The sequence below is a fragment of the Pseudomonas sp. B21128 genome, from assembly GCF_044218865.1.
In the GTDB taxonomy this organism is placed as follows: domain Bacteria; phylum Pseudomonadota; class Gammaproteobacteria; order Pseudomonadales; family Pseudomonadaceae; genus Aquipseudomonas; species Aquipseudomonas iridis.
The window spans coordinates 3,844,985-3,870,331 of record NZ_CP162590.1 but is presented as its reverse complement, the minus strand read 5'-3'; the positions used below and the strand labels follow the sequence as shown (position 1 = coordinate 3,870,331).

Annotated in this window: 23 protein-coding genes and 1 pseudogene; 13 read left to right on the top strand and 11 right to left on the bottom strand. The window is 56.1% G+C overall.

The window, feature by feature from the left end:
• Positions 1–66 precede the first annotated feature (66 nt).
• From AB4P91_RS17275 to AB4P91_RS17265, 3 genes are all read right to left on the bottom strand, one after another.
• The gene (locus AB4P91_RS17275) at positions 67–1,032 is read right to left on the bottom strand and encodes a Gfo/Idh/MocA family protein (RefSeq protein ID WP_395603286.1); all 966 of its coding nucleotides are present in this window, start codon (positions 1,030–1,032) and stop codon (positions 67–69) included.
• 19 nt (positions 1,033–1,051) lie between these two features.
• Positions 1,052–1,939 carry a Dyp-type peroxidase gene (locus tag AB4P91_RS17270; protein ID WP_150597917.1) on the bottom strand — a complete coding sequence of 296 codons (888 nt, stop codon included), beginning with the start codon at positions 1,937–1,939 and terminating at the stop codon, positions 1,052–1,054.
• Positions 1,940–2,122: 183 nt separating this feature from the next.
• Positions 2,123–3,220, bottom strand: a complete 1,098-nt coding sequence (locus AB4P91_RS17265) for an AraC family transcriptional regulator (RefSeq protein WP_150597918.1) — start codon at positions 3,218–3,220, stop codon at positions 2,123–2,125.
• Positions 3,221–3,430: 210 nt separating this feature from the next.
• Between AB4P91_RS17265 and AB4P91_RS17260 the strand changes: the two genes are divergently transcribed.
• Complete coding sequence (locus tag AB4P91_RS17260) at positions 3,431–4,378, top strand: transporter (RefSeq protein WP_395603285.1); 948 nt, start codon at positions 3,431–3,433, stop codon at positions 4,376–4,378.
• Positions 4,379–4,467: 89 nt separating this feature from the next.
• On the opposite strand, the pseudogene AB4P91_RS17255 reads toward AB4P91_RS17260, so the two are convergent.
• Positions 4,468–4,614, bottom strand: a pseudogene (locus tag AB4P91_RS17255) (hypothetical protein); the annotation flags it as partial.
• 260 nt (positions 4,615–4,874) lie between these two features.
• A complete protein-coding gene (locus AB4P91_RS17250; RefSeq protein ID WP_150597920.1) occupies positions 4,875–5,234 on the bottom strand; it encodes a DUF6124 family protein in 360 nt (119 codons plus the stop codon).
• A 681-nt stretch (positions 5,235–5,915) separates the two neighbouring features.
• On the opposite strand from AB4P91_RS17250, the gene AB4P91_RS17245 reads away from it, so the two are divergent.
• The 4 genes from AB4P91_RS17245 to AB4P91_RS17230 are packed head-to-tail and all read left to right on the top strand — an operon-like array spanning position 5,916 to position 7,507.
• A complete protein-coding gene (locus tag AB4P91_RS17245; protein WP_150592106.1) occupies positions 5,916–6,413 on the top strand; it encodes a PAAR domain-containing protein in 498 nt (165 codons plus the stop codon).
• A gap of 2 nt (positions 6,414–6,415) precedes the next feature.
• The gene (locus tag AB4P91_RS17240; protein WP_395603284.1) at positions 6,416–6,553 is read left to right on the top strand and encodes a hypothetical protein; all 138 of its coding nucleotides are present in this window, start codon (positions 6,416–6,418) and stop codon (positions 6,551–6,553) included.
• Positions 6,546–7,169, top strand: a complete 624-nt coding sequence (locus AB4P91_RS17235) for a hypothetical protein (protein WP_395603283.1) — start codon at positions 6,546–6,548, stop codon at positions 7,167–7,169. Before AB4P91_RS17240 ends, AB4P91_RS17235 begins: the two co-directional genes overlap by 8 nt.
• Entirely contained in the window at positions 7,166–7,507 is a 342-nt protein-coding gene (locus tag AB4P91_RS17230; RefSeq protein WP_224787101.1) for a hypothetical protein, read from the top strand. The genes AB4P91_RS17235 and AB4P91_RS17230 overlap by 4 nt, the downstream gene beginning before the upstream one ends.
• 257 nt (positions 7,508–7,764) lie before the next feature.
• On the opposite strand, the gene AB4P91_RS17225 is transcribed toward AB4P91_RS17230, so the two are convergent.
• The 4 genes from AB4P91_RS17225 to AB4P91_RS17210 all read right to left on the bottom strand — a co-directional run bounded on the left by AB4P91_RS17225 (position 7,765) and on the right by AB4P91_RS17210 (position 10,790).
• Positions 7,765–8,124, bottom strand: coding sequence for a DUF6124 family protein (locus tag AB4P91_RS17225; protein ID WP_150597920.1), 360 nt, complete (start codon positions 8,122–8,124; stop codon positions 7,765–7,767).
• 547 nt (positions 8,125–8,671) lie between these two features.
• On the bottom strand, positions 8,672–9,196 hold the full coding sequence (locus AB4P91_RS17220) for a hypothetical protein (RefSeq protein ID WP_395603282.1): 525 nt from the start codon (positions 9,194–9,196) through the stop codon (positions 8,672–8,674).
• Positions 9,189–10,361, bottom strand: coding sequence for a DUF3800 domain-containing protein (locus tag AB4P91_RS17215; protein ID WP_395603281.1), 1,173 nt, complete (start codon positions 10,359–10,361; stop codon positions 9,189–9,191). Before AB4P91_RS17215 ends, AB4P91_RS17220 begins: the two co-directional genes overlap by 8 nt.
• Positions 10,362–10,421: 60 nt before the next feature.
• Positions 10,422–10,790: a hypothetical protein gene (locus AB4P91_RS17210; RefSeq protein WP_150597925.1), complete on the bottom strand. Its 369-nt coding sequence runs from the start codon at positions 10,788–10,790 to the stop codon at positions 10,422–10,424.
• 619 nt (positions 10,791–11,409) lie between these two features.
• Between AB4P91_RS17210 and AB4P91_RS17205 the strand changes: the two genes are divergently transcribed.
• Positions 11,410–11,646 carry a hypothetical protein gene (locus AB4P91_RS17205; RefSeq protein ID WP_395605011.1) on the top strand — a complete coding sequence of 79 codons (237 nt, stop codon included), beginning with the start codon at positions 11,410–11,412 and terminating at the stop codon, positions 11,644–11,646.
• 18 nt (positions 11,647–11,664) lie between these two features.
• Here AB4P91_RS17205 and AB4P91_RS17200 read toward each other — a convergent pair whose 3' ends face one another.
• On the bottom strand, positions 11,665–12,105 hold the full coding sequence (locus tag AB4P91_RS17200) for a carboxymuconolactone decarboxylase family protein (RefSeq protein WP_150687144.1): 441 nt from the start codon (positions 12,103–12,105) through the stop codon (positions 11,665–11,667).
• A gap of 310 nt (positions 12,106–12,415) precedes the next feature.
• Between AB4P91_RS17200 and AB4P91_RS17195 the strand changes: the two genes are divergently transcribed.
• The 5 genes from AB4P91_RS17195 (at position 12,416) to AB4P91_RS17175 (ending at position 16,651) form a co-directional block, all read left to right on the top strand.
• On the top strand, positions 12,416–13,849 hold the full coding sequence (locus AB4P91_RS17195; RefSeq protein ID WP_150592117.1) for a PLP-dependent aminotransferase family protein: 1,434 nt from the start codon (positions 12,416–12,418) through the stop codon (positions 13,847–13,849).
• A gap of 123 nt (positions 13,850–13,972) precedes the next feature.
• Positions 13,973–14,266, top strand: coding sequence for a putative quinol monooxygenase (locus AB4P91_RS17190; protein WP_150592118.1), 294 nt, complete (start codon positions 13,973–13,975; stop codon positions 14,264–14,266).
• Between the two features lie 227 nt (positions 14,267–14,493).
• Positions 14,494–14,898: a cupin domain-containing protein gene (locus AB4P91_RS17185; RefSeq protein ID WP_395603280.1), complete on the top strand. Its 405-nt coding sequence runs from the start codon at positions 14,494–14,496 to the stop codon at positions 14,896–14,898.
• Between the two features lie 217 nt (positions 14,899–15,115).
• Complete coding sequence (locus AB4P91_RS17180) at positions 15,116–15,811, top strand: ATPase (RefSeq protein WP_395603279.1); 696 nt, start codon at positions 15,116–15,118, stop codon at positions 15,809–15,811.
• Positions 15,812–16,060: 249 nt separating this feature from the next.
• Complete coding sequence (locus tag AB4P91_RS17175) at positions 16,061–16,651, top strand: hypothetical protein (protein ID WP_395603278.1); 591 nt, start codon at positions 16,061–16,063, stop codon at positions 16,649–16,651.
• 145 nt (positions 16,652–16,796) lie between these two features.
• On the opposite strand, the gene AB4P91_RS17170 is transcribed toward AB4P91_RS17175, so the two are convergent.
• The gene (locus AB4P91_RS17170; protein WP_395603277.1) at positions 16,797–21,704 is read right to left on the bottom strand and encodes an NAD-glutamate dehydrogenase; all 4,908 of its coding nucleotides are present in this window, start codon (positions 21,702–21,704) and stop codon (positions 16,797–16,799) included.
• 504 nt (positions 21,705–22,208) lie between these two features.
• On the opposite strand from AB4P91_RS17170, the gene AB4P91_RS17165 reads away from it, so the two are divergent.
• Together AB4P91_RS17165 and AB4P91_RS17160 are read left to right on the top strand one after the other, a co-directional pair.
• Positions 22,209–22,562, top strand: coding sequence for a hypothetical protein (locus AB4P91_RS17165; RefSeq protein WP_150687140.1), 354 nt, complete (start codon positions 22,209–22,211; stop codon positions 22,560–22,562).
• A 932-nt stretch (positions 22,563–23,494) separates the two neighbouring features.
• Positions 23,495–25,204 (top strand): ATP-binding cassette domain-containing protein, encoded by a 1,710-nt coding sequence (locus AB4P91_RS17160; protein WP_395603276.1) that lies wholly within the window; start codon positions 23,495–23,497, stop codon positions 25,202–25,204.
• Positions 25,205–25,347 lie beyond the last annotated feature (143 nt).

Genomic DNA, 25,347 nt, shown 5'->3' with positions numbered 1-25,347 from the left:
CTTAGAGACGTTATGACAAGGTTGAGAAATACCGAATGGGCATAACCTTAGATTCGGCTTTTGATCTTAGCGCTTGAGAATCTGGTCCATGACCCAGTCGGTCTTGACGGCCTGTTCGGCCATCGCCGGATGCTCTGATTCACCACGAATATGCGCATTCATGCCCAGCACGTGATGCCACTGAATGTGTTCGTGATGGGCAATGTCCAGGCTGATCTGCTCATCGGCATGCAGCTCGACCGGATGCTCATCAAACACTGAAAAGCTGATCCGACCGAGGCTGCCGATGATCTCGACCCGATCCTCGCGCCGATCAGCAGCAAAACTCCAGCAGCCCATGCCCAGCGCCCCAGAGGCAAAGCGCCAACTGGCACTGACCGCATCTTCCGCCGCGTACAACCCGGCCTGCCGCGCGGTGAAACCGGCGACCTCGACGATGTCGCCGAGCAAATACTGGAACAGGTCGAAACCGTGGCTGGCCAAATCTGCGAAGTAACCGCCGCCCGCTACCGCCGGGTCGGTGCGCCAGTTGTCGCGGCCCTCCAGATCGGCCGGCGACGGTGCCTTGGTCAGCGTCCAGCTCAGGTGCCGCACTTCGCCGATCCGTCCGTGTTGGAGCCATTGCCGCACCTGCGCGAAGCGCGGCAACGAGCGGCGATAATACGAAACGAACAGATGCAAACCGGCGCCGGCAAACGCCTGCTGCATCTCCCGGCTTTGCCCGGCGTTGAGGGACATGGGCTTTTCCACGCAGCAATGTTTGCCGGCGGCGGCGACTTTCAGACTGTAATCACGGTGGCTGTCGGGCGGCGTGGCGATGTACACCGCGTCCACCTCGGGATCGTTGATAAGTGCATCGACGTCGGTGTAAACCCGAGCGATACCGTGGCGCGCGGCGTAATCACTGACGGCTTCAAGGCGTCGGCCCATTACCGCCACCAGTGCGGACCCTGGCGCCTTGTAGAAGGCCGGCCCGCTCTTGCGTTCAGCGACACTGCCGCAACCGATCATGCCCCAGCGCACCCCGTTCATCTTTAGTCCTTTTGCAGAATCAGCCGATGCGCAAGGCGCGCAGATCAAGATGACCGTCCTTGAGCGGCGGGCACCAGTAATAGCCGCCGGTGATCGGCCGGCTGATGCGGTACAAGCCATCGGCGATGCCGTCTTCCAGACCGCTCATGCGCCGCAATTGGGCTTCGAAGGCATCCAGCGAGAAACCGAACGCGAGGAACATCAGCCCCGCGCGGTCACCTTCAATCCACGGCATTGAGCGACGCACGACGAACGCTTCAGGCGCAAAGCTTTCCTGCGCGGTGCGTTTAACGTGAGCGGACACCGGCGCGTCGTCGATCTCTTCGTTATCGCTCAGGCGACGGCCCATGATGTTGTCTTTGTCGTCGGCGGACAGTTTGTGGAAACCCTTGAGGTCGTGCTGCCACTGCTGGATCGCGGCGAAGCTGCCACCGACCAGACCGTCAGCGCCTTCGCTTTGCAGCGCGGCAGCCATAGCGGCTTCGTCATGAGGGTTTTCGGTGCCGTCTTCGTAGCCGGTCAGGTCATGGCCTTCCTTGTGGCGGAAGGCTTCCTGCATCTCTACCAGGCGCAAGGCCGGGGCCAGCGCCGCTTCAATGGCGTTGCAGCGATTGAGCAGGTCGCCACGGTCGACGCCGTGCAACCAGACCCACAGCGCCTGTTGAGTCGACGGGTTGTTCACGCCCACGCCGCTCATGGCCGGGAAACTGCGCAGACCGGCGATTTCCACGTTGAGGGCCTTGGCCAGGGATTCACCGAAACCGACCACCGCAGACTTGCCGTCCACCAGGCTCAGCAGGTTGTCGATCGCCTGCGGCAAGCCTTCGATCGAGGCCAGGGCGAAAAACAAATGACGTGCTTGCAATGGAACGGGGGTGGCGAGAATGCCCGGCTGGTAGTGACTCATGTGAACTCCTTGAAAAAGTGCGCGGAGTTTACCTGTGGCCGGAGGTTTTGTGTGGGTTTGGATGGAGTCAAAAGCCCCCTCACCCTAGCCCTCTCCCGGGGGGAGAGGGAACTGATTGGGGGATGCTGTGAAGATACGCCGACTTGAAAGTGCTGTACCGAATCCATAATCGACCAAAATCTTTCAGGTCGATGTAAAACGCAAGACACCTCGGTCGGCCCCCTCTCCCTCTGGGAGAGGGCTGGGGTGAGGGTTTGCGTCCTGGCGCCAGGCACTCGGGCTCAGCCCCGTCCAGCGCTTGAACGCCCGGCGAAAGCTGCGCACATCGCTGTACCCGACTTCCTCGGTGATCCGCTCGATCGGCATGTCCGGATTGGCCAGCAGACTCATCGTCCGCGCCTGCCGCACTTGTTCCAGCAACGTTTCAAAGGTCAGCGCATGCTCGGTCAGCCGCCGCCGTAAAGTGCGGCTGCTCATGTTCAGGTCGCCGGCTATCTTTTCGATATGACTGCCCCGGCTCAGGTCGCGGGCGATCGCACGCTCCACGGCTTGAATCAAGTCGATTTTCTGGTGCACCTGCGCCGCTTCCAGTTCCAGCAACGCGACCGCCTGACGCAACGCCAGTGAATGATGATTGGGCAAGTTGACGTCCAGCCATTGCACATCAATCAGCATGCGATTGTGCAAGCAACCAAAGCGCACCTGCGGCCCAAGCAGACGCTGATATTCACTCAGGTAATCCGGCGCCGCATGCACGAATTCCACGGCGATCGGCTTGAAATCGGCGCCCGCCAACGCGCGGCCGTACACCAGCAAACTGGCGAAAAACTCCTCGACCGCGAACACCTGCACATCGGCGAATGGCAGACGACATTCGGCATCGAGATGCACCTGATCACCGACCACATCGACGCTGGAAACCACAATCCCGCCCGAGGTGTGTTGATGGCGAATTCCCACGGCAAACGCATCGCGCAAGGTTTTACTCAGTGAAAGCACGTGCCCGAGCAGCCCCAGCGTGCCCAGTACGTTCTGGGCGCCCACCCACAGGCCCAACCCTTGGTTCGGCAGGGCTTTGAGCGCGCGTTGAATCATCGCCACGGCCTGACGATAGGAAATCCGCTGCGCCGGGTCCTGCAGATCTTCAAGGGTAAACCCCAGGCCACGGCACAGGCTCTCGGGATCGACGCCTTTGTTCTGCGCGACCTCGGCGAGGGTTTGCAGGAGAAATGGCGACACCAGCGCCAGTTCAAAGGTCGGGTCTTGGACTTTTACGTTCATGTGGGCTGACATTCCGGATCACGCTTGATTGTTATTTTTGTTACCGGTTATGTCGAAAGAAGTTAGCACAGGGTTCGTCGAGTGTCCGCAGAAGTCCCCCTAACTGTCCGCCAATACCCTGCCCCGTCGGGCCCAGAGCGCTTATTTCTATCGTGCCGGGCGACCTGCGTGCCCGCATTGCGCTCCAAAACAATAATAATGAGGACGGATATGCACCCGAACCACGCGGCATTGCCCCTGCGTCTGGCCCTGATTTTGCTGGGCTGCACCGCGACGCTTCCGGCCCTGGCTACCGAAGCCGGCGTCGACAACATCGGTACCGGCACCGACGGCTTCTTCATGCTGCCGATGGATGTCGACAGCCTTCCGGAAAACATGGTCGCGTTCAACCTCTACTACAACCATTACAAGGCCAGAAAGCTCAATATCAGCTCGTTGGGCGGCAAGGTGCCGAATGTCGAAATCGAGTCGACGGCGGTGATTCCGCGCCTCGATTACTTGAGTCCGGTGCGGATCTTTGGCGGACGCCTGGCCGGTTACATCGCGCAACCGTGGCTGAAGCAGGAAGTGTCGGTGTTCGGCTTGAGCGACACCCGCGAAGGCATGGGCGATACCACCGTCGCGCCGATCATCCTGTGGGACATGGGCAAGGACCTGACCCTCGGCGCCGCGCTGGAAATCACCTTACCCCCTGGCGAATACAGCGTCGATCGGCTGGCCAATACCAGCAACAATTTCTACACCTACAAGCCGCTGTTCTCGTTTACCTGGTTGCCGACCGAAAAGACCGAAGTCTCGATGAAGACCACCTACAGCTTCAACGAGAAAAACAAGGACACTGACTACAAGTCCGGGCAGATTTTCCACTTCGACTACTCGGCCAGCTACAAGCTCACCGACGACTTGATGCTCGGCCTCAACGGCTACTACCTCAAGCAGACCACCGACGACAAACAGTTTGGCCGCACCGTGCAGTTCGCCGGGCAAGACGTGAACGACGGGGTGCGCGGCGAGGTGTTTGCGATCGGCCCGGCGCTGCACTTCACCTTCCTCAAATACGCCAGCGCGGAGATTCGCTGGGCCAAGGAATTCGATGTCGAGAACCGCCCCGAGGGCGAGATGCTCTGGGCCAAAATCAGCATTCCCTACGCGTTCTGACAGCCACCACCGCCCCTGCAGGCTTAACGTCAACCGGCTGAAAAAAAGGGCGGCCAAACGGCCGCCCGAACGTACTGCACGAGAGTCTGTTACAGCGTCAGTTGCCCACGCTCCTCCTCGGTCAACTGCTGTTTCGCCTGTTCATCCAGCGCCCCGGCGCCCAGGACTTGCACCGGACTGTTCGGGTTGTAGCCCGAGGCCGCTGCACGACTGGCGCCATCGCGGGATGGCGCGAGGACTTTCAACGAACAGCAGTCGATTCAGGTCACTAGGCCGGAACAGTGGGCTCGGGACAACCTGGCAGTCGACTGACGCAAAGAAAGCACCCCGCCATTCGCGGGCACAGATACGCGTACATCGCCTCAACATTTATCGCGGCTGAAGAGCCAGCGCACTCCCTCCCACCTTGCAACGCGCTCAAAGGTGGGAGCGAGCCTGCTCGCGAAGGCGCCGGAACGGACACCCAATCAATCACCAGGTAATCCCGATACGCGCATCACCCCGGCAATTGCAAATTATCCAACGCCCGATTCACCGCCAACTCCCCGAGCATGATCAACTGCGCAATCCCCAACAACGCCCGACGCTGCGACGCAGGCAACAGGCTGGCGACGTTCTGGGCAATGGTTTGCGCCGAAGCGAGTGTTTCACTGGCATCGATCAGCAGTTCTTCGTTTTTGTTGTCAGCAGTCACGGCGTACATCCCACGGGTTTTGCGTGGCGGCGGCGTGGAACCGGGTGGACAGAGGTAGTGGTCGAGGGCGCGGTCGGCGGCTTCGTGGAGTTTTTTTGAGTCGAGGGATTCGTAGGGGGAAACCGAGTCGGTTTCGGGCGGGTTGGGTGTTGGTTTGATCATGGTGAAGCTCCATTTTTATACCTGGTGGAACCACCAACACCTGTCGCTAAACAAGTAAGGGTGGCGGCTGTACGCGGGTTAGCGAACCGAGAGGTATAAGACCCGGCAGACCCGAAGGTCTCCCACGCACAGCCACCATATCGTCGTCGCAAACGTCTGCGACAAACTGGAGCGTCGTTGTACTTATACCTGGTCAGGTCGCTAAACCCGGTCACTGGGTTGCCAGCGACACGTAGACGATAAAGACCAGGTACAAAGCGCACAAGCCGGCGGATTCTGGCGTAGCTGTAGGCAAAGGCGCAAGGATATGTAGCCTGAGAGAGTGTTTGGAGATGTCTTTTTAAACGTTGGTGTTTATCGAGCCTCATCGCATCCCGATTTCTAAAATCGATCCCGTCACGTGTTGCTAGAGATCACCCGAGCTTGCCCCCGCATTGCGACCGCCTCCTACAGTCAACCAATAATTTGTAAGTAAATATTGAGCGCACCGCCTGCCTCGGGCATGCTGCGCGCAGCACATTTACATGGACAGTAAAACTTTATGCGCCCCTCCCAGGACATGCCCATTCTTCTCGCGTACACGCTGGTCACCCCCGCATTATTTTGGCAGCCGATATCCCCCGCCCCCATATCGACTCCATTCCGGTCAAGGAAAACTGAAACTTTGAAAAGGAACATTTCATGAGTGGCAAACCTGCTGCGCGAGTGACAGATCCAACCAATTGCCCGCTCCCGGGGCATGGCACCAACCCTATTGTCAGCGGCTCGCCCAATGTGAATTTCGACGGCCTTGCCGCCGCCCGAATGACCGACAAGTCCGCCTGCGGTAGCCCAATCACGGGCGCCGTCAGCGCTACGGTTTTCATCAATGGGCTGAACGCTGCGACCAAAGACAGTACCGGTGGCCACGGCAACGTGGTTATCGGCGGATCCGGCACGGTCATTATCGGCGACACCGTCGTATCAGCGCCTTTCAGCGGTCTGACGTCGATGCCCGTGCACTTCAGCGACAAGTTCAGGCTTATTGATGACGAGTCAGGGGAGCCGCTCGCTAATTTTGATTACGCCATTCAGCGAGCTGACGGCAGCATTGAGCACGGTGTCAGCGATTCAATGGGGTACACGCACGTAATTAGCTCGCACCTCGCCGAAACGATCCAACTGTTTTTGGAGGATTGAGAATGGATGTAGATAAAACTCAAGAAAACTACCGTGTACATGGCTCCATGGCCAAAAGCATAAACTTCTTTATTTCCACTCTCCAAAACAGCCACCAGCACAGCGTCAAAGAAAATAACGGAAGTTTTCCTCATGGCTGAAGTCATTAGCAAAAACGGCCGAAAAATGTCATCTGTAGCCACCAGAACGGTGACGCCTGTCAAAGACTCCAGCCCTAAAGCTGTATCCGTAGACGCAAAGCAACAAAAGAGGCGTGCCGAGAATGCGGAGTTCTTAAAGAATAAAAATGTGAAAGCCTTTCTGGATACGTTGGCACAAGTCGAGGGTGGCAATTATCACGCGAAATTCGGATATGGTTGGGCAGCCGGCTGGAAATCCGGAAAGTGGACATTCAGTGACGAGTCTACTCACCCAGGACCAGGTCATGGTGGTTCAACTACAGCTTCTGGAAGGTACCAAATCACAAAAGCCACATGGTCGGAACTCTCCATCAAAGCAATGGGGCTATCTGACTTCAGCCCCGGAACGCAGGACTTGATTGCCGTTGAACTCCTGCGCAACGTGAGTGCCATCGAACCGCTGATCGGTGGCGACTTAAAAACTGCAGTTGGAAAAGCATCAAAAAAATGGGAAGCGTTGCCTATGGGGCCGGGCTTGGCAAATCGACCAATCAATGGAAAGCCTTCCGGCCAACCTTATACTGAGTACGACGAAGTAGAAAAAATATATAAAGGCTTTGGCGGTACTGTTAAATGAAACTAAAAATATTAGCCATCAGCCTTTTATGTTGCGTCAGTTTATTTTCTAGCGCAGCAGACGTTCCTATCAAAGAGGGGATGCCATTTTCGAAAGCCCGAAAAGCTTTGATTAAAAATGGCTGGAAGCCGAATCCGTCCTACTCAGGTGAGTTCGGGGTCGAAAACGTCATCCAAAGAAAAGGCTTCATTGAAATCGAGTCTTGCACGGAGGGCGTCCGTTTCTGCAGCTTCAACTACATCAAGAACGGAGCTTGTTTAGGTGTAGGAACTGTCGGCGAAGAAGTCAAAGACATGAAAATTTATTCCTGGAACTTCAAATGCCCTGAAAAGGATTGAAACCAGAAATCGACAACAAAGTGATAACAAAAGGGACTGATTTATTTTATGGAAATAAATCAGTCCCGTTTTTTTGCTCAATAACACATCAAAACGGCACAGGACAGTAGCCGACCGCTCCCACAGGTTCAAGCGCCGAACACGATATCCGTGACCAACACAAAACCCTGTGGGAGCCAGCCTGCTGGCGATAGCGGAATATCAGGCAGCAGAAACAGCGCATGTGTCATCACCATAGCTGCCAGCCCTACTCCGAATCACCCCGGCAACTGCAAATTATCCAACGCCCGATTCACCGCCAACTCCCCGAGCATGATCAACTGCGCAATCCCCAACAACGCCCGACGCTGCGACGCCGGCAACAAACTCGCGACGTTCTGGGCAATGGTTTGCGCCGAAGCAAGTGTTTCACTGGCATCGATCAGCAGTTCTTCGTTTTTGTTATCCGCAGTCACGGCATACATCCCACGGGTTTTACGTGGCGGAGGCGTGGAACCGGGTGGACAGAGGTAATGGTCGAGCGCGCGGTCGGCGGCTTCGTGGAGTTTTTTTGAGTCGAGGGATTCGTAGGGGGAAACCGAGTCGGTTTCGGGCGGGTTGGGCGTTGGTTTGATCATGGTGAAGCTCCATATTTATACCTGGTGGAACCACCAAAACTGTCGCTAAACAAGTAAGGGTGGCAGCTGTACGCGGGTTAGCGAACCGAGAGGTATAAGACCCGGCAGACCCGAAAGTCTCCCACGCACAGCCACCATATCGTCGTCGCAAACGGCTGCGACAAACTGGAGCGTCGTTTTACTTATACCTGGTCGGGTCGCTAAACCCGGTCGCTGGGTTGCCAGCGACACGTAGACGATAAAGACCAGGTATAAAGCGCACAAGCCGGCGGATTCTGGCGTAGCTGTAGGCAAAGGCGCAAGGATATGTAGCCTGAGAGAGTGTCTGGAGATGTCTTTTTAAACGTTGGCGTTTATCTGGACCTCATCCCGGCTCGGACCCTACGACATATCCGTCCCCGCCTCAACAGACGAAAGAAAATGGCCGAGGTTGCGAGACAACAGCGAGGATCATTGCGATAAACTGATGGTTAATGCGCCTTAATGGGGACATTAGACTTGCACGTCATACGGGATATATCCGAAGCACTCGGCTTCAAGACGGCAGTTAACTCTCTGAGTCTCCAGCCCTATGGCGAGCCCAGCGCAACGTGGCTATCGACATAAATTGCCTAATAGCCAACGCTCCACGTTCATTTCTGGCTTTGGAACCTGGCAAAGTCAGAGCTGCTTCGACCTTGGCACGACTCGCTTCGTACATTGCAAATGCGTTGAACTCAGAATCAAGCAGCACCAAGAGCACAAAATCGAACGGGTTTCGTAGGTCAATTGCACCCATACGGCCCGTAATCTTTAGCGGGTTCAGGATACAGCGGCCCTTGATCTGGATTCTCGCGACGCCATCTTCCAGTATCTCAGTAGCGTCGTAACCTGCCTGCCTTGCAGGATGTAGTGACAGGCCAAGTCTAGTAGCAGCTTCATACTCTGCTACCTCGCCGGTCACGCCCAGTGGCTTGCCGGTTAGACTATAGAATCTACGCGCGAGCACCTTGGCCTCTTTCAAAATCTCTAAGATTTCATCCTGAATCAATGCGACCCGCTGAGGCTCGTTGCAATTATTGAGCTCATTCATCCGCAAATGCCTCAAGCGCAGCGAGCAGTTTAGCCAGCTCACTCAAGTTGGCTGCCGTCACGATGTCATATTCGCCTCGACTGCTCAGCCGATACACCTCTCGGGCCTTTTTGACACGCTCCAGTAGAGGAACAACAATGCCTAACGCTTTTTCAAGAAACTCATTGATGTCCGCACGGGTCTGGGGGATTTTGTAGCCCTTCGCTGCGCTTGTAATGATCACGTCCGAATCGCGAAGCTTGGCAATGCCGCTAGAGCGGATTCTCTGGTCGTTAACGTCTCCGAAACCGCTATCTTTTAGATGGGCGACTATTTCTGCAGTTGGCACGTAGTCTTTGGTGACGAATTCGCTTTGGAATCTCAAGAACCGCAAGATGCTTAGCTGCAAGCGCTCATCTTCATTAGGGTGCTCACCAACCCGTTCGCCAAAAAGGTCAGCCTGGCGGAGAGCTTCTTGGTGTACTTGGTAGTCTGCATACCCAGATGCATCCATCGGCGGAGGCAAAAGAGGCTGGTACTTGGATGGCCACTCAAGCATCCCAAGAGTCAGGCTGCGGAGAATTTTCTTGTAGGCAAGAACTGCTTCTTCGGAAGCTTTATCCTCGTATATCTGAGCCACTGAGCCAGCAAAAAAATCTGCAACCTGAACCAAAACGTTGTCCTTACTGGACATCGTCTGGAAGGCATCCCGATCGCCAAATAGGTCGTCGACGAACCTTTCTACAACGTAGCTTTTAAGACTCTTCTGAAACTCCTGTCCACCATGTTCGTCTACGATCATCTGGAGGTCAGGGTATGCGCGGAACAAACGTTCATAGAGCAACCCGTTCACGTATTTCATGAACGAAGACTTGAACCGGAGTCCGCCATCTTTGTGGATTCTGGACTTATCCACCACGGTGAAAAAGAGCTTGAATGGCAGCTCGGCTAGCTCGTTGAGGATTCGGGCACGGCGGTATAAATCCTTGGGCTTCAGACTGCTGGATTTGATCTCGCCTGTTTGAAAATGGCGAATGCGAAGTTCTTCAGCTTGGGCATAAGCAGCTTCCAGGTCTTTCTCTGCCACGAGAATGGAGCACACGATGAAGAAGCCCGAGCTTCCTCCCTTCGACGTATCAAGGTCAGCATTCCCGGACTCATCTACGAATGCATATGTTCTGTCCATGATCTTGCTCCATCGACGACTTGCTGAGCGCGGTGGGGCGCCCAATGGCAAAAGGCGATCTCAGTTCGTCGCGGTGGTAGTGCCTGGAGCGGGGCCTTCGCTGAACGTGTAGTTGATGACTATGTCATTACGGATCAGGACGTCGAGAGTTTTTTGGGTGCCAGTAGTCGTCACCTTCATGGTGACCACGTAGCTTTGAGCATGGGCTGAGCCGTTTGTGTAGGTGTAGATCCACTTCTCGTCAGTCTCGCTGACTGCGCTCTTGGTATATGGCTCACCGAACAGCGACTTCAACTCGGCCGTCGTAGTTTTGCCTTTGGTGATGTTCGTCACACCAGCGGACGGAAAGTCCCTGCCTACGGTGTAGTGCGACGTAGCGCAACCGCCAAGTGCTACACACATCCCCATAACTGCAATGAGCTTTTTCATATCCTTCCTTGATCGTGGAAAGCTCCAAATCTAGCTGGCATCGATGCTAAAAGCCATCAACCATGTTCATCAAATACTTCCACACTTTCACGAAAAAATCAGAGCACCCTCGGAGCGCCTTACAAACTTGACCTTCGCATCTGCAACCTGGCCTTGACCGTCTACAACTTGTCTAGCTAGCTCCTACATTTGGATTGGTTGAAATCAGTGGGAAATTGGTCGGCTTTCAAGCCGCCATCGCTGGCAAGCCAGACTCCCCCAGGGGTTGAGTACAACCGGTAGATCTTGGTTGGCTGGAAGGCCGCCTTCGCGAGCAAGCTCACTCCCACAGTTTTTTATTTTGCGTACACCCCCAAGCGGCAAAGCCGCCCCACTCAACAGGATGAGCGCAAGCTCGGCTGCGGCTTTTGATCTTGATCCACGGGCGACGTCGGGAGGCTGAGTGGAGGGATTCATCCGGGGAGGACATCGAAAGGAGGTGCAGCGAAGCAAACCGGAATCGATGCCCCGGATGGATTCCGGAGCGAAGGAACCCCGAGCCTCAGCGAGCGGGCCGGACGTTGGAGCAAGCCTTTTTGGTTACTTTTGGCTGGGCCGGCATTCCGGGCGTTTGTCAAAAGTGACCCGCCGTAAGGGCGGAACCCCAGGCCGCCGTTACCGCAGCAACGGATATGTACCCAATCAAACCTTCGGTGGGCTGTTGCTGAGCGTGTTCGCCAGTGCCCACGCCGAGCAGCCGCTGGGCTGCGTGGAGGTGACGGTCGGCGGCTACAAGGCACCGAATTCCGATTGCCTGAGTCAGCAGATGGGCAACACGTTTGGAACGTCGGTGAAACCGCAGCGCCCACCCAATTAGGCTGCGAACTTTTGGCCTTCAGTCACTTGGGGTTTGGCGAAAGCTCACTGCCAGCCGATTCCAGCTGTTAATGGTGGTGACGGCCATAGTCAGGTCGACCAGTTCGCCTTCGGTGAATTGCTCGCGTGCCAGTTGATAGACGTCGTCCGGCACATGGCTTTCGGATAACAACGTCACCGCCTCGGCCCACGCCAGCGCCGCGCGTTCGCGGGGGTTGAAGAAGTCGCTGTCGCGCCACACCGCAATCGCATACAACCGCCGATCACTCTCCCCGCCACGCCGCGCGTCCACCGAATGCATGTCGGTGCAGAACGCGCAGCCGTTGAGCTGTGAGGCGCGGATCCGGATCAGTTGCAGCAATGGCTGCTCGATGCTCAAGTTAGCGGTCAGTGCCTCCATGGCAATCATGGCTTTCATGGCCTTGGGCGAAGCGTTGTAGTAATCCAGGCGCGGGGACATGGCTGTTCTCGGTAGACGGAATAATGACTACACCGTGAACGCCGAGAGCAAAGCGTTACAGCCCCAATTTGTCGAATTGTGGGTACACCACTCAATTGCGGCTCCCCACGATACCTGTGGGAGCGAGCTTGCTCGCGAAAGCGCCAATCCAAACACCCTGTTCGGCGACTGATACACCGCATTCGCGAGCAAGCTTGCTCCCACAGGGATTTAGGCCAATTTCGGGTTTTTGTGGTGCGCAACTATTGCCAATCAAACAACAGCGGTAATCTGGCGGACACACCCAATAGCCCCCCGGAGCCTCGTCGGTATGGAACTTCACGTCGTGATCAACGGCCGCAAGGATCTTGCCGGTCAGTTGTATCAGCAACTGCGCGAGGCCATCGAATCCGGGCGTCTGGCCGCCGGCACGCAGTTACCGCCCAGCCGTCTGCTGGCCGAGCAACTGGGTATTTCGCGCAAGACCATTTCCGACACTTACGCGCAGCTGACGTACGAAAACTTCCTCACCGGCGTGATCGGCAAAGGCACCTACGTCAATGCGCGCCCGGCGCAAGTCCAGCGCAAGCAAAGCCACACCGAGCTGGCCGGTGCAGCGGTGATCGAGAGTTGGCGCAACTTGCCGGTGTTCCTGCGCCATCCGACGCTGCAAGGTGCGCTGCGCTACGACTTCATCGGTGGCGCCACCAGCAAGGGCCAGTTCCCCCATGACGACTGGCGCCGCTGCGTCTCCCACGCCATGCGCCAGATGGCCGCGTCCAAAGGTTTCTACAGCGTGCCCGAAGGCCTGCCGGCGCTGCGCAATGCGATTGCCCGGCACATCGCGTTTTCTCGCGGGGTCAACTGTCAGGATGAAGACATCGTGGTGTGCAACGGCGCGCAACAGGCGCTGGACCTGATCACTCGCGTGTTGATCAGCCCCGGCAGCCTGGTGGCGATGGAAGACCCGGGTTATCCGCCGGCACGCCTGTTGTTCGGCACTCATGGCGCCGAGGTAGTCGGTATTCCCGTGGATGCCGAGGGGATACAGGTCGAACACATCCCTGATGGGACGCGGCTGATTTATGTCACGCCGTCGCATCAGTTTCCGCTGAGCATGCCGATGAGCCCGGCGCGCCGCGAAGCCTTGCTGGCTCGCGCGCATGAACTGGGGGCGATCATCATCGAGGACGACTACGACAGCGAATTTCGCTACGAAGGGCGTCCGACCGATTCGCTGCATAGCCTCGACCAGCGCGGCATCGTCGCCTACGTCGGCACCTTCTCCAAAACCCTGCTGCCGGAGCTGCGCCTGGGTTACGCGATCCTGCCGCCATCGATCCTCGAAGCGGTGATCCGCGCCAAGCAACTTACCGACCTGCATGCCTCGACCCTGCCGCAATGGGCGCTGGCCAAATTCATCGCCGAGGGCTGCCTGCTCAAGCACATCCGCCGCTGCCATACGATTTACGCCCAGCGGCGCGAACGGATTCTGGCGCGCATGGCCAGCGATCTGTCGCCGTGGTTCGAGGCCGTGCCGCCCAGTGCCGGGTTCCACATGGCCGCGTTGTGCAAGGTGCCGATCGACCTGCCGCTGCTGATCGAACTGGCGAAAAAAGTCGAGGTCGGGCTGTATTCCATCGACGGTTTCTATTACCAGCAACCCGTGCGCAGCGGTTTGTATTTCGGCTTCGGCGCCATCGAGACTTTGGACATCGATATCGCCCTGGATCGCCTGCGCGACATTCTGCAACAAGTTGCCTGAATGATTGGTCTCGGCGATTAACCGCCGATTGGTTATTGGTGATCGACAAGGGCAGGCCTATTCTGCACAGGCGTTATCCCTCAATGAGCAGGATTCGTCCGGCCTGATTCAGGAGTGTGAGTAATGTCCAACGAAGTGATCAACACGGTGCAACTGCAGGCTGCCGCCGGCCGCTCGGATGAGCTGGGCAAGCAACTGCAGAAGATCGTCGACACCCTGCGCGAAACGCCGGGCTGCGATTCCTATCTGGTCGACCGCTGCCCCGAAGACAACCACCGCTGGATGGTCAGTGCACGATGGCAGTCGGAGGCGGCAATGCAGGCCCATTTCAACCGGCCCGAGGCGCAGGGGTTTATCGACCTGATCGACAGTCGATTGGCCAACAGTGTGGATTTCAATAGTTTCCCCATCGTTTGATCTGACGCCATCGCTGGCAAGCCAGGCTCCCACAGGGTTTCGTGCCGTTCATTAATCATATGAACGACACAAAAACCTGTGGGAGCCTGGCTTGCCAGCGATGGCTTATCTGGAAGCGCTGAAAATCCACAGATTGGTCACCCAATCTTCCCGAATATTGGCCGTTTGAATGCCCCGTCCTGCGGACTACTGTGATTGCACCCCCCAATCATCACAGGTAACCCGCCATGAAAGCCCTGCCCTTGTTCACCGCTGCCCTCGCCTTGAGCTTTTGCGCTTGTGCCGCTTTCGCTCATGACCCGTCCGAGAAAATCACCGTCCTGCAAGACCAGATGTTGAAAAACGTCCCTGGCAAAAAAGCCATGATGATCGAAGTCGATTACAAACCGGGACAATCGTCCATCGCCCACAAACACGAGGGCACTGCCATGGCCTATGTGCTGGAGGGCGAGGTGATCTCCCAGGTCAAGGGCGAAGAAGCGGTCACTTACAAGAAGGGTCAGTTCTGGTACGAACCGGCCGGCTCCGAGCATCTGGTGTCAAAAAATGCCAGCCAAAGCAAACCGGCGAAGTTGCTGGTGTTCATGGTGCTGGCCCCGGATGAACAAGTGTTGATCCCGCTGAAAAACTGATGGCTGTTTAGTCGGCCATAAATAAAAAGGCGCAAACCGACAATCGGCGCCTTTTTATTTCCTGCAGCAATTACCCGCAACGGGTTACAGCAAATGAAACTATTCAAGTCGTTTTAACCCAGCAAAGGATCAGCTCGGTGGGTTTAGTCTGGATCAACTGTCGCCAAGAACGACATTGAAAACATTCCGACTGATGTTGTTTCACGGGAGAAACACCATGAAACTTGCGCTCACCAGTGTATTAGCGATATCGGTTCTGGCCCTGTCAGCCTGTTCGATCCCCACCGCCCCCAGAGCGGTTTCATCACTGGACACTCTGCTTCCTCACCCCACCGGCCGCAGCAGCGCCACCCTGGTAAAAAGTGGCCCCGGCGTTTCGCTCGGCGTGGTCTACAGCCCAGGCACCCAGATCAATCGCGAATACCTGCGCGACTATCAGGCCAACGCCGGCACCGGGTTCGGCCAAAGCCTACTGGTGCAATCGATCCATGACGCCTACGTCGCCAGCTCGAAACCGGACATGGCGGTGGACTGGGTCAACACCTCCCTTAAGCGTCAGTTCGGCTCGGTGACGGTGTATCCGGACATCCAGAGCCTGCGTGCGGCCAAGCCTGATGTGGTAGCCATCGTCGATACCCATAGCCAATTGATCACGTCACGCAGTTCTGACATCAAGGCCGATGTCAGCGCCGATTTTTATGACGCCCAATTGAACTATATCGCTACCGCAAAGGGCTCCGAGGCAAGAGAACTGACACCACTCTGGGCGGACTTCAAACGTTCGGAAGAAATTGTTGCGGATATTAATCAGCAGCAGGATGTGCAAACAAGCGCTCTGAAAAAATTCGACCAGTCGCTAAACAACGTGTTGAAACCTTCTGCAAATACCGTATCAATGCTAAAAAACAATTAAGACCATTGATAACAAGTGTCGCCTCTGGCTGGATAATAAGCAGAGGCGATGCTTTATACGCACACAACATCATAAAAGAATCCGCAATCCGACTGCACTACGTCACATCTTTACCAGTTATGCCAAACCGATAACGTAATCTTAGTTGGTGCAATACCAAGTAACCGTTCCAGGCTTTTAAAAAACTCAATGAATTGCATACTGTCGTTGCAACACAGAACTTAAACCCAACCAAACAAGGACGAACCCATGGGTATTTCGCATAGCCGATCTTTTCTGGCAAAAATCAAATTCGATGATGCCGACATCGTATTCTTCGACAAACATCCTTTCGGAAAAAACTACGAGTTTCGCAAGAGTCATATCACTACATCCCACGGCCCCGAAAAATCCGGTGACGCCCTGCTGAGTTACTCTCCAGCCAGGTGGGATGGCCCGGACTACGCTTACTTTATTGGCCATGACGATTACACGTACACGATACAATTTCGCAGCGGCACAAACCATGCGTTATATCTCGGTACCGGCGTCAAAAGCAGCTTTCCTCTGGGAGCCTTCCCTGAATCGAACACTACGAGCTCTTTCGCACTGTTCGATGACAATTTGAATGTCGTCACTCTGGATGACATGACATCAAACAATGCCAGCGTTTATTTGAAATTGAACCAGGGCGATTTCATCAAGAGGCAATTGCTCGACGATAAGATCTACACTTTCAGCGGGCAACAGGGGACCTTGGTCAAACTCAATATTGAAATCGTCGAACGCGGCTTTGATGACCTGGCGGATTACGGATTCTCGCGCTCGGCGCAACAATTCCTCAGACTGGATTCGAACTAAAGTTCGTGTATTTCGAATGAAGGTGCAGTCGACGCGTAATAGCACCGACTGTATCCGAGAGATTTTCGCGGCTGCATTTGTTGAGCCCGCATAAACAAAAAAGCCCCGCATCTCACGATGCGGGGCTTTTTCATTCACTTGCCGATCAGACAGCCGGCTCGAGCTCGGCGTTGGCCGAGGTCGTCGTCGGTGCAGGAACGACTGCCTGGCCGCTCAACGCCAGATCCAGCAGTTCACGGTTGGCGACTGCATACATGGCGTAGTCAGTGCCGCTCGCGGCACGGATTTCCACCAGCATGGCGCGCCAGCGCGAGATCATGCTTTCGTGCTGCGCCATCCACAGCGCCAGACGTGTTTCCACGTCCTGAGTGCCGTCGCCCTGCTGCAGGACAGAGATGGTGATCGCACGTTGCTGCCAGTCGACATCATCACGGAACGCTTCACGGGCCAGCGCCTGCCAGTTGTTTTCAACCGGCAGAGCACTGATCTGTTGCAGGTACCAGGTGATGTCCAGCGCACTGCCCACGGCGAAGTAGGCCTTGGCCACTTCGGCAGGGTTCTGGCCAGTCACGTCGGACGCTTCGATGATCGGCAGCAGGGTGTACAGGTGCGAGGTGCCCGCCACCATACGCGCCAGCAACTCCGGCACACCGGCTGCGACGTAAGCCTGATAACGCGCCTGCCAGTTTTCACGGATTTCGCCGCTCAGCAGTTCGTCGAGCTTCAGACCCAGCTCTTTGAGGTGCGGACCGAAATGCGCGACGTCACGGGCAGCGTTCTGCTCGTTACGACGGGCACGCAGGAACCAGCGAGTGGCACGACGCCCCAGACGCATCAACTCGTCCATCAGCTCAAGTTGCACGTCAGCGGAAACCTGGTAGTCCAGCGCTTCGATCTGACGGAACCAGTGCGGGAGGTGGAAGATGTCGCGCACGATCACATAAGCGCCGGCCACGTTCGCCGGGCTCATGCCGGTCGACTCTTTGAGTCGTTGAACGAAGGTGATGCCCATGTGGTTGACCAGATCGTTGGCGATCTGGGTGCTGACGATCTCGCGCTTCAGGCGGTGACGACGCATGGCTTCAGAGAACTTGCTGACCAGTGTCGGCGGGAACGCCGTTTCCATGTCGCGGGTCAGGTAATCATCATCCGGCACCTGGGAGCCCAGCAGCTGCTCCTTGAGGTCGATCTTGCTGTAGGAGATCAGCACCGACAGCTCAGGACGCGTCAGGCCGTGGCCTTCAGCGATACGCTCAGCCAGTTGCTCTTCGGTCGGCAGGAACTCGATGGCACGGTCGAGCTTGCCACGGCCTTCCAGATCGCCCATCAGACGCTTGTACTCAGCGATGCGCTCATATGCACGACGCGCCGCCAGGGACAAGGCCTGAGTCTGCTTGTAGTTGTTGCCCAGCACCAGATTGCCGACTTCGTCGGTCATGCTCGCCAGCAACTGGTTGCGTTGCTTGTCGGTCATGTCTCCGGCCTGAACCACTTCGTTCAGCAGGATCTTGATGTTCACTTCGTGGTCGGAGCAGTCCACACCACCGGCGTTGTCGATGAAGTCGGTGTTGGAGCCGCCGCCATTGAGGCCGAATTCCACACGACCCAGCTGGGTCATGCCGAGGTTACCGCCCTCGCCCACGACTTTGCAGCGCAGTTCGTTGCCATTCACGCGCAGCGCATCGTTGGCCTTGTCGCCGACATCGGCGTGGCTTTCGGTGCTGGCCTTGACGTAAGTACCGATGCCGCCGTTCCACAGCAGATCCACCGGCGCCTTGAGCAAGGCGTTCAGCAGCTCGGTCGGGGTCAGCTTGTCAGCCTTGATGTCGAAGCGTTCCTGCATCTGCGGGGAGATCGCGATGCTCTTCGCGCTGCGCGAGAAGATACCGCCACCTTCAGACATGATGCTGGTGTCGTAATCGGTCCAGGCCGAACGCGGCAGGTCGAACATGCGCTGACGCTCGACGAAGCTGGTCGCCGGATTCGGGTTCGGGTCGATGAAGATGTGCAGGTGGTTGAACGCAGCAACCAGTTGCAGCTTGTCCGACATCAACAGACCGTTACCGAACACGTCACCGGCCATGTCGCCGACGCCAACCACCGTGATGCTGTCTTCCTGGACATTGATGCCGCGCTCGCGGAAGTGGCGCTGTACGCCAACCCATGCGCCTTTGGCGGTGATGCCCATTTTCTTGTGGTCGTAACCGGCCGAACCACCGGAGGCGAACGCGTCACCCAGCCAGAAGCCGTAGTCGATGGCGATGCCGTTGGCGATGTCGGAGAAGGTTGCAGTGCCCTTGTCCGCTGCTACTACCAGGTATGGGTCGTCATCGTCGTGGCGAACCACGTTCAATGGCGGAACCAGCGCGCCGTCTTTCAGGTTGTCGGTGATGTCCAACAGACCCGAAATGAAGATGCGGTAGCAGGCGATGCCTTCGGCCGCGATCTCGTCACGGCTGCCGCCCAGTGGCAGACGACGCGGCAGGAAGCCGCCCTTCGCACCCACCGGCACGATGACCGAGTTTTTCACTTGCTGGGCTTTTACCAGGCCGAGGACTTCAGTGCGGAAGTCTTCTTCACGGTCGGACCAGCGCAGACCACCGCGAGCAACGTTGCCGAAGCGCAGGTGCACGCCTTCAACGCGTGGCGAGTAAACGAAGATTTCGAACTTCGGTACTGGCTTCGGCAGCTCTGGAATGGCGTGCGGGTTGAACTTGAAGCTGAAGTACGACTTGTTCTGGCCGTTGGCGTCAGTCTGGTAGAAGTTGGTACGCAGCGTGGCTTTGATCAGGTCGAGGTAACGACGCAGGATGCGGTCTTCGTTGAGCACCTGAACGTCGTCCAGTGCCGTCAGAATCGCTTGCTCCAGACGCTGTTGCTTGTCTTCCAGATCGTCTTCGCTGAGCTTGCGCGCCAGATAGAAGCGGGTTTTGAACAACCGGGTCAGTTCGCGAGCGATGTCGGTGTGGTTATTCAGGGTGCTGGCGATGTAACCCAGATCGAAGCCCAGACGAATCTGCTTCAGATAACGGGCGTAGGCACGCAGCAGCGCCACGTCGCGCCACGGCAGGCCGGCAGTCAGGACCAGACGGTTGAACGCATCGTTCTCGGCTTCGCCACGCACGATGTGGACGAAGGCGTCCTGCAGGGTGTCGTTGAGTTGCTGGATGTCGAGGTCCAGGCCTTCAGCGGCCGTGAACGCGAAATCGTGAATCCAGAACTCGCGGCCGTTGGTGTGACGCAGGCGATACGGGAACTCACCCAGAACGCGCAGGCCAAGGTTTTCCAGAATCGGCAGCACGTCGGACAGTGCCAGCGGCGTGTCGGCGTGATACAGCTTGCAATGCAGCTCGCGCTGGCCGGAAACCTGACCCAGCGGCTGATAGAAACTCATCACCAGCGGATTTTTTTCGTTCAGGCTTAGCAGGTGCTGCATGTCGACCACGGCCGAATGCGCAGCGAAACGCTCGCGGTAGCCGGCCGGGAAGCCTTTCGGGAAGTCAGCCAGCACGTTGGTGCCGTGGGCTTCGCCGAAGCTTTCGACGGTCAGTGCGGCGTAGTCGTCCTGCCAGCTGCGGCAGGCCTGAACCACTTCTTTTTCCAGCAGCAGCGGGTCGATGTCGAGACGGTTTCTCGGATCGACACGCAGGATCAACTGCACGCGCGCCAGTACCGACTCAGAGAAGAACGTCCAGAACTCGCAGTCGGAGGCCTTCAGACGCTCCATCAATACTTGCTGGATCTTCTGACGCACTTCGGTGGAATAGATATCGCGCGGCACATAGGCCAGGCAGTAGCAGAAACGACCGTACGGGTCTTTGCGCAGGAACACGCGGATTTTGTTGCGTTCCTGGATCTGCACGATCGACATCACGGTGGTGAACAGTTCGTCGACCGGAGTCTGGAACAGATCATCACGCGGCAGCACTTCGAGCACCTGCGCCAGTTCCTTGCCCAGGTGAGCCTTGGACTGGAAGCCGGAGCGGTGTTCGATTTCCTCGACCTTGCGGCGGATGAACGGAATGACCCGCACGCTCTCGCCATACACCGAGGAGGTGTACAGGCCCATGAAACGGTGTTCTTTGATGACTTTGCCGTCGGCGTCGATTTCACGGATCGACACGTAGTCCGGGTAAGCCGGACGGTGTACACGGCTTGGGTGCGCAGCCTTGGCGAACGACAGCAGAGTCGGTTCGCGCAAGTAGTTCACGGCGTAGTCTTCGATGCGCAGGTCATCGTAGGTCAGCCCGGTGCGCAGCAGTTTGGTCAGGCCGAGGAAGGAGCTCTGGTCGTACTCGATGTGGCCGCCATCGGCCTGATCGGTAACCACGAACTCTTCATAGCCGAGGAAGGTGAAGTGGTTGCCCACCAGCCATTCCAGGAAACTTTTGACTTCGTTCTTCTCGTCGGCATCGACGGCAAAGGCACTGTTGTCGAGCTTGGTGAGGATTTCCTGCACCTTGGTTTTCATCGGTTCAAAATCGGCGACCGCAACGCGGACTTCACCGAGAACCTGCTCCAGCTCTTTGCTCAGCACATTCAATTCGGCCGCGTTGGCGCAGCGGTCGATTTCCAGGTACATCAGCGATTCGTGCAATACGCCTTCGCCGGTGCTGCCTTTTGGCAGGATTTCCAGCAACTCGCCCTTGCTGCCACGACGCACGCTGAGCACGGTGGTTTGCAGGGTGTGGATGCTGTAGCCGCGGCGGTTCAGCTCGGTACGGACCGAGTCGACCAGAAATGGCAGGTCATGGTGCAGGACTTCGACCGCGGTGTGGGTCGACTGCCAGCCATGACGCTCGTAATCGGGGTTGTAGACGCGCACTTGCGGTTGCGCGTGATCGAAGCGCTCAAGCAGGCGCCACGCAGAAAGAGTACAGCCAGCGAGGTCGGAGAGGCGACGCTGGGTCAGCTCGTCCAGGGAAATGATGCCGAAGAATTGTTCAGCGAACAGCGCCACTTGTGGCAGTGCCTGTTCACTGATGTGCTGCGCCAGTGCCGCTTGCAGTTGGTGCTGGAAGTCGGCTTTGCTGGCTGCGGTGAAGAACGCCATCTGTGGTACTCCGCTTAAGCTTGTTATTGATGGAAAGCGTCGCGTGCAACACCCCTTTCGGGGCTTGTGTCGCCCTGTTCCTGATTCTCGGGCAGAGGAAACAGGGGGACAGGTGGGTGAAGCTGGACGGGACACTCAGGTCACATTCACCTTCCATGAATGAGCATCTGCAAAAACGACTGTCCGAGGCTGCCGGCAATGCCTTTACGGGTGCTCATCCGATGCGCAGCTTAATGGGTGCGACAATGTGTCTGCTTGCGGTGCTGCGACATATTCGGTCATTGGCACGTAAACCAAGGCTCTGGCTGGGTTAAACACTAGCATCCGTGGCGCAGAACGTCGGTCTGAATGCCCGGTTTCACGGTACATCCGTGCCAGAAATGACCATTGACCCATGTCGCGTTCACGACACATCCTCTGACACTCTCACATGCAGAAATTCCCGAGGGCTGGCAGAATCGCGCCCAATTGCGACCCACACGCCCCTTGAGGCAGGAATTCCCCATGCAAATGACCACCGCCCTACTGATCGTCAACCCGTGCGACGACGAAGAAGACAACATGGCCATGCTCTGCTGCCACAGCGACAAGGGCGACATGTTCCTGATGAGCCGTTATCCGGACGAGGATGAGCTGGAGATTACGCTGGATGGCGAGCCTTCGACGCTCGATGGCGTCAAAGTCACCCTCACCTCGTCACTGCTGAAGATCGAGATTGCGGCGGCAGATGCCGATGCGTTGAACGGAGATGATGTGCTGGAGATCAGCTTCAACCCGGATATGGTGGATATGGATGAGGTTGTGGAGACTCTGAAGAACATCCTTGATGGCACCGGGACCTTCGTCAGCGAAGTTTGATGGCGTCTGGACGGGCCCCATCGCTGGCAAGCCAGCTCTCACAGGGATCGCTTGTTGCACTAATCCCATGCACAACGCCGAAACCTGTGGGAGCTGGCTTGCCAGCGATGAGGCCAGAACTGGCAGCTCGATAGTCCCCTGCTACAAAAATCCAATAATCCCCCGAAGCATTTCCCGCACTTTGCGCGAAACATTATTAAACGTTGCAACTCATTGAAGTGGAAAGTTAAAAACCACCACCTCTTACAACCGAAAAAACCGTAAGCAACCCCCTACTCAGCAGCAAGAACAATCCCACAGAAGCTGGGGAAATATCGCTGCCGGTCTCGATTGAAAAATCAGATAGCCCACTGTTATTAATAAATCACTTGCATTCCTATCGCTGCAAGTGCGCCAACTACCGGTTAGCGCCACATCAATAACAAGGAGTTAATATCATGGGTAAAAAATGTACCGAGATCGGTCCTTGGGATAGTCTTCAAGAGATGCTGTATACATCAGACAGTTTTGTGGCTTCTGAAGTGAGCTTCTTTGCCTCACTAACTAACTGACCGACACTGCAGGAAAGTGCCGGAGGAACCCTCCGGCATTTATACTATAGGAGACTGTTATGTCTGAGCGGGAGTTTTGTCCTTTTGTAGCGCAATCAAAAATTGAGAAGATAATACACTCCTTAGATCTAGAGGCGATCACACGCTATACCGACAACCGTTACAACTAAAAACCCTGAACAACAACATCACAGACTCAGGCCGGAAACTTTACTATAGAGTCATTACCGACTTCCCCGGAAACGGCATTGTTTGCCAAAGCTATATACCTGGCCTTGAACGCTTTAACATTATAAGGAATGGAAGTTTGGTAGCACCACAGGCCATCTTGCGTCAATTACCCGCGAGATGATGTTAGCGCTACACCACTGAAGACATTCAATGCAAACACTCATCAGAACCGCTTGCAAAAATCACGCATGGTTATTGATCTCAACCATCACCACTGTCATAGCGCTGAAAATCCTTGCATTAGCACCGCCACTGCTCCTAGGCAAAGTCGTCGACGCACTAAACAGCCAAACCCCGACAGCGCTCAACCTACTGCTGTTTTTGACAGCAGGAATTACCTTGGCCGGATGCATTCAAGCCGCCATCAATCCGTTGCAAATCTTTTTCCTTTCCAAGTTGGTACAACAGGTCGTGATGGACGCGTCAATTGGCTGGATAGCACAGCTGATGCGCAAAGAGTTCCAGCAATTCAACACGTGGCGTATTGGCCATTTCATTAAGTCAGTAGAGCGTGGGATTACCGCTCATGAGCAATTGCTGACGTTTTTCATCACCACAGGTTTGCCTCTTTGTCTGGAGTTCATCATCGTCGGGCTGGCTTTTTACTACATGGGTGGGGCAGATATTTTTCTGGCAATGACTGGCATGGCGATCGTTTACTTGTTTGCCGCCCACCGAATCATCAAATGGCGCAGAAAGCACATTGATGCGGTTAATGAGCAGGAGGACGAACTAAGTGCGCTGCTTTTCAGCACCCTGAATACCGGCAAATCGATAAAGCTGGAAAGCGCCCAGCACACGGCAACTCAACCCTTGAACCATGCCTTTCGGCAGTACGCCAAAGCGGCAGTGACGGTGGCCAGTTCCGGAGGGTTCTTGAGTGGAGCGAAAATCCTCTTTGTCAGCCTTTCTACTGGAGGGTTGCTGGGTTGGGGAGTCATTGACCAGTTGTCAGGCGAACCAAGTATCAGCGTGGGCCAACTGGTTGCCGTATTCGCCATTGCCGGAAGCTTTTTGCTCAACATCTCGGCGTTGACTGAAGGTTATCGAGTGCTCGATCAGTTTTTGGCTGATCAGCGAAGACTACGCTACTTGCTGTCACTGCCAGACTTTGATGATAACAGTCGACAAGCCGGTATCACGTCGCAGAACGAGTCGACGCTCGCACTTGATCCTTGCACAGTCAGCGACAACAACGCTGTGCAGTTGACCATCAGCAAAACCATGACGTTTTACCAAGGCCAGTCGGTTGCAATTACCGGCCCCAGTGGTGCCGGCAAATCCACCCTGCTTGAAGCGCTGGCCGGGCTGAACGCTTCAGCGAGAGTCCACCTGAGTATCGATGAAGTGCAAATCGGCAAACTGAACGCCCAGACTCACTTGGAGGTGTTGAGGTATTGCCCTCAATTGCCGCAGTTTCTGGAGGGTAGTTTTGCCAAGTCGGTGTTATTTGGTATGGAACTATCACCAGAGCTGCACTTGGCGATTGAACGTTTAAATCTTGAGGACATTGTTTCGCAACGCAAACTCACCGAGAACGCCTCCAATATTTCCGGTGGGGAGGCGAAACGCCTGTCTTTGCTTCGCCTGATAAACAGGCCGGGGCGGTTCAATCTGTTCGACGAACCCAGCGCCTCCATTGAACCGAAGTTGGCCGCACCGGTTTGGGATCTTTTGTTCGATACGTTTGCGACTCGCGGATTGATCTGTGTCACCCATGATGTCGCCCACCTGTACCGCTTTGATCGAGTCATCGTCATGCAGAGCGGCGCGATTATTGAAGATGGTCCCTGGCAGGAATTGGTCGACACAGCCGCAGTCAAACTTCTGTTAACTGATCTTCAGATGGTTGATGAGTAAAAAACTTCAAAAGATGACCGCCTTCGGCACCTCCTACACGTGATCGCATTCCAATGCAGCAGCTGCCGCAGGCTGCGATCTTTTGCTCTTTTCTACAAAATGCCGTTAGTCGCCACCCCCCGCGATGGATTAAAGTAACGCCC

Excerpts from the sequence above, each read along its gene's own strand:
- AB4P91_RS17200 (WP_150687144.1), bottom strand. The coding sequence starts at position 12,105 with ATGTCCCCGCGCCTGGATTACTACAACGCTTCGCCCAAGGCCATGAAA.
- AB4P91_RS17210 (WP_150597925.1), bottom strand. The coding sequence starts at position 10,790 with ATGAAAAAGCTCATTGCAGTTATGGGGATGTGTGTAGCACTTGGCGGT.
- AB4P91_RS17220 (WP_395603282.1), bottom strand. The coding sequence starts at position 9,196 with ATGAATGAGCTCAATAATTGCAACGAGCCTCAGCGGGTCGCATTGATT.
- AB4P91_RS17160 (WP_395603276.1), top strand. The coding sequence starts at position 23,495 with ATGCAAACACTCATCAGAACCGCTTGCAAAAATCACGCATGGTTATTG.
- AB4P91_RS17195 (WP_150592117.1), top strand. The coding sequence starts at position 12,416 with ATGGAACTTCACGTCGTGATCAACGGCCGCAAGGATCTTGCCGGTCAG.
- AB4P91_RS17260 (WP_395603285.1), top strand. The coding sequence starts at position 3,431 with ATGCACCCGAACCACGCGGCATTGCCCCTGCGTCTGGCCCTGATTTTG.
- AB4P91_RS17225 (WP_150597920.1), bottom strand. The coding sequence starts at position 8,124 with ATGATCAAACCAACGCCCAACCCGCCCGAAACCGACTCGGTTTCCCCC.
- AB4P91_RS17175 (WP_395603278.1), top strand. The coding sequence starts at position 16,061 with ATGGGTATTTCGCATAGCCGATCTTTTCTGGCAAAAATCAAATTCGAT.
- AB4P91_RS17165 (WP_150687140.1), top strand. The coding sequence starts at position 22,209 with ATGCAAATGACCACCGCCCTACTGATCGTCAACCCGTGCGACGACGAA.
- AB4P91_RS17250 (WP_150597920.1), bottom strand. The coding sequence starts at position 5,234 with ATGATCAAACCAACACCCAACCCGCCCGAAACCGACTCGGTTTCCCCC.
- AB4P91_RS17240 (WP_395603284.1), top strand. The coding sequence starts at position 6,416 with ATGGATGTAGATAAAACTCAAGAAAACTACCGTGTACATGGCTCCATG.
- AB4P91_RS17215 (WP_395603281.1), bottom strand. The coding sequence starts at position 10,361 with ATGGACAGAACATATGCATTCGTAGATGAGTCCGGGAATGCTGACCTT.
- AB4P91_RS17265 (WP_150597918.1), bottom strand. The coding sequence starts at position 3,220 with ATGAACGTAAAAGTCCAAGACCCGACCTTTGAACTGGCGCTGGTGTCG.
- AB4P91_RS17190 (WP_150592118.1), top strand. The coding sequence starts at position 13,973 with ATGTCCAACGAAGTGATCAACACGGTGCAACTGCAGGCTGCCGCCGGC.
- AB4P91_RS17185 (WP_395603280.1), top strand. The coding sequence starts at position 14,494 with ATGAAAGCCCTGCCCTTGTTCACCGCTGCCCTCGCCTTGAGCTTTTGC.
- AB4P91_RS17235 (WP_395603283.1), top strand. The coding sequence starts at position 6,546 with ATGGCTGAAGTCATTAGCAAAAACGGCCGAAAAATGTCATCTGTAGCC.
- AB4P91_RS17180 (WP_395603279.1), top strand. The coding sequence starts at position 15,116 with ATGAAACTTGCGCTCACCAGTGTATTAGCGATATCGGTTCTGGCCCTG.
- AB4P91_RS17245 (WP_150592106.1), top strand. The coding sequence starts at position 5,916 with ATGAGTGGCAAACCTGCTGCGCGAGTGACAGATCCAACCAATTGCCCG.
- AB4P91_RS17275 (WP_395603286.1), bottom strand. The coding sequence starts at position 1,032 with ATGAACGGGGTGCGCTGGGGCATGATCGGTTGCGGCAGTGTCGCTGAA.
- AB4P91_RS17170 (WP_395603277.1), bottom strand. The coding sequence starts at position 21,704 with ATGGCGTTCTTCACCGCAGCCAGCAAAGCCGACTTCCAGCACCAACTG.
- AB4P91_RS17230 (WP_224787101.1), top strand. The coding sequence starts at position 7,166 with ATGAAACTAAAAATATTAGCCATCAGCCTTTTATGTTGCGTCAGTTTA.
- AB4P91_RS17270 (WP_150597917.1), bottom strand. The coding sequence starts at position 1,939 with ATGAGTCACTACCAGCCGGGCATTCTCGCCACCCCCGTTCCATTGCAA.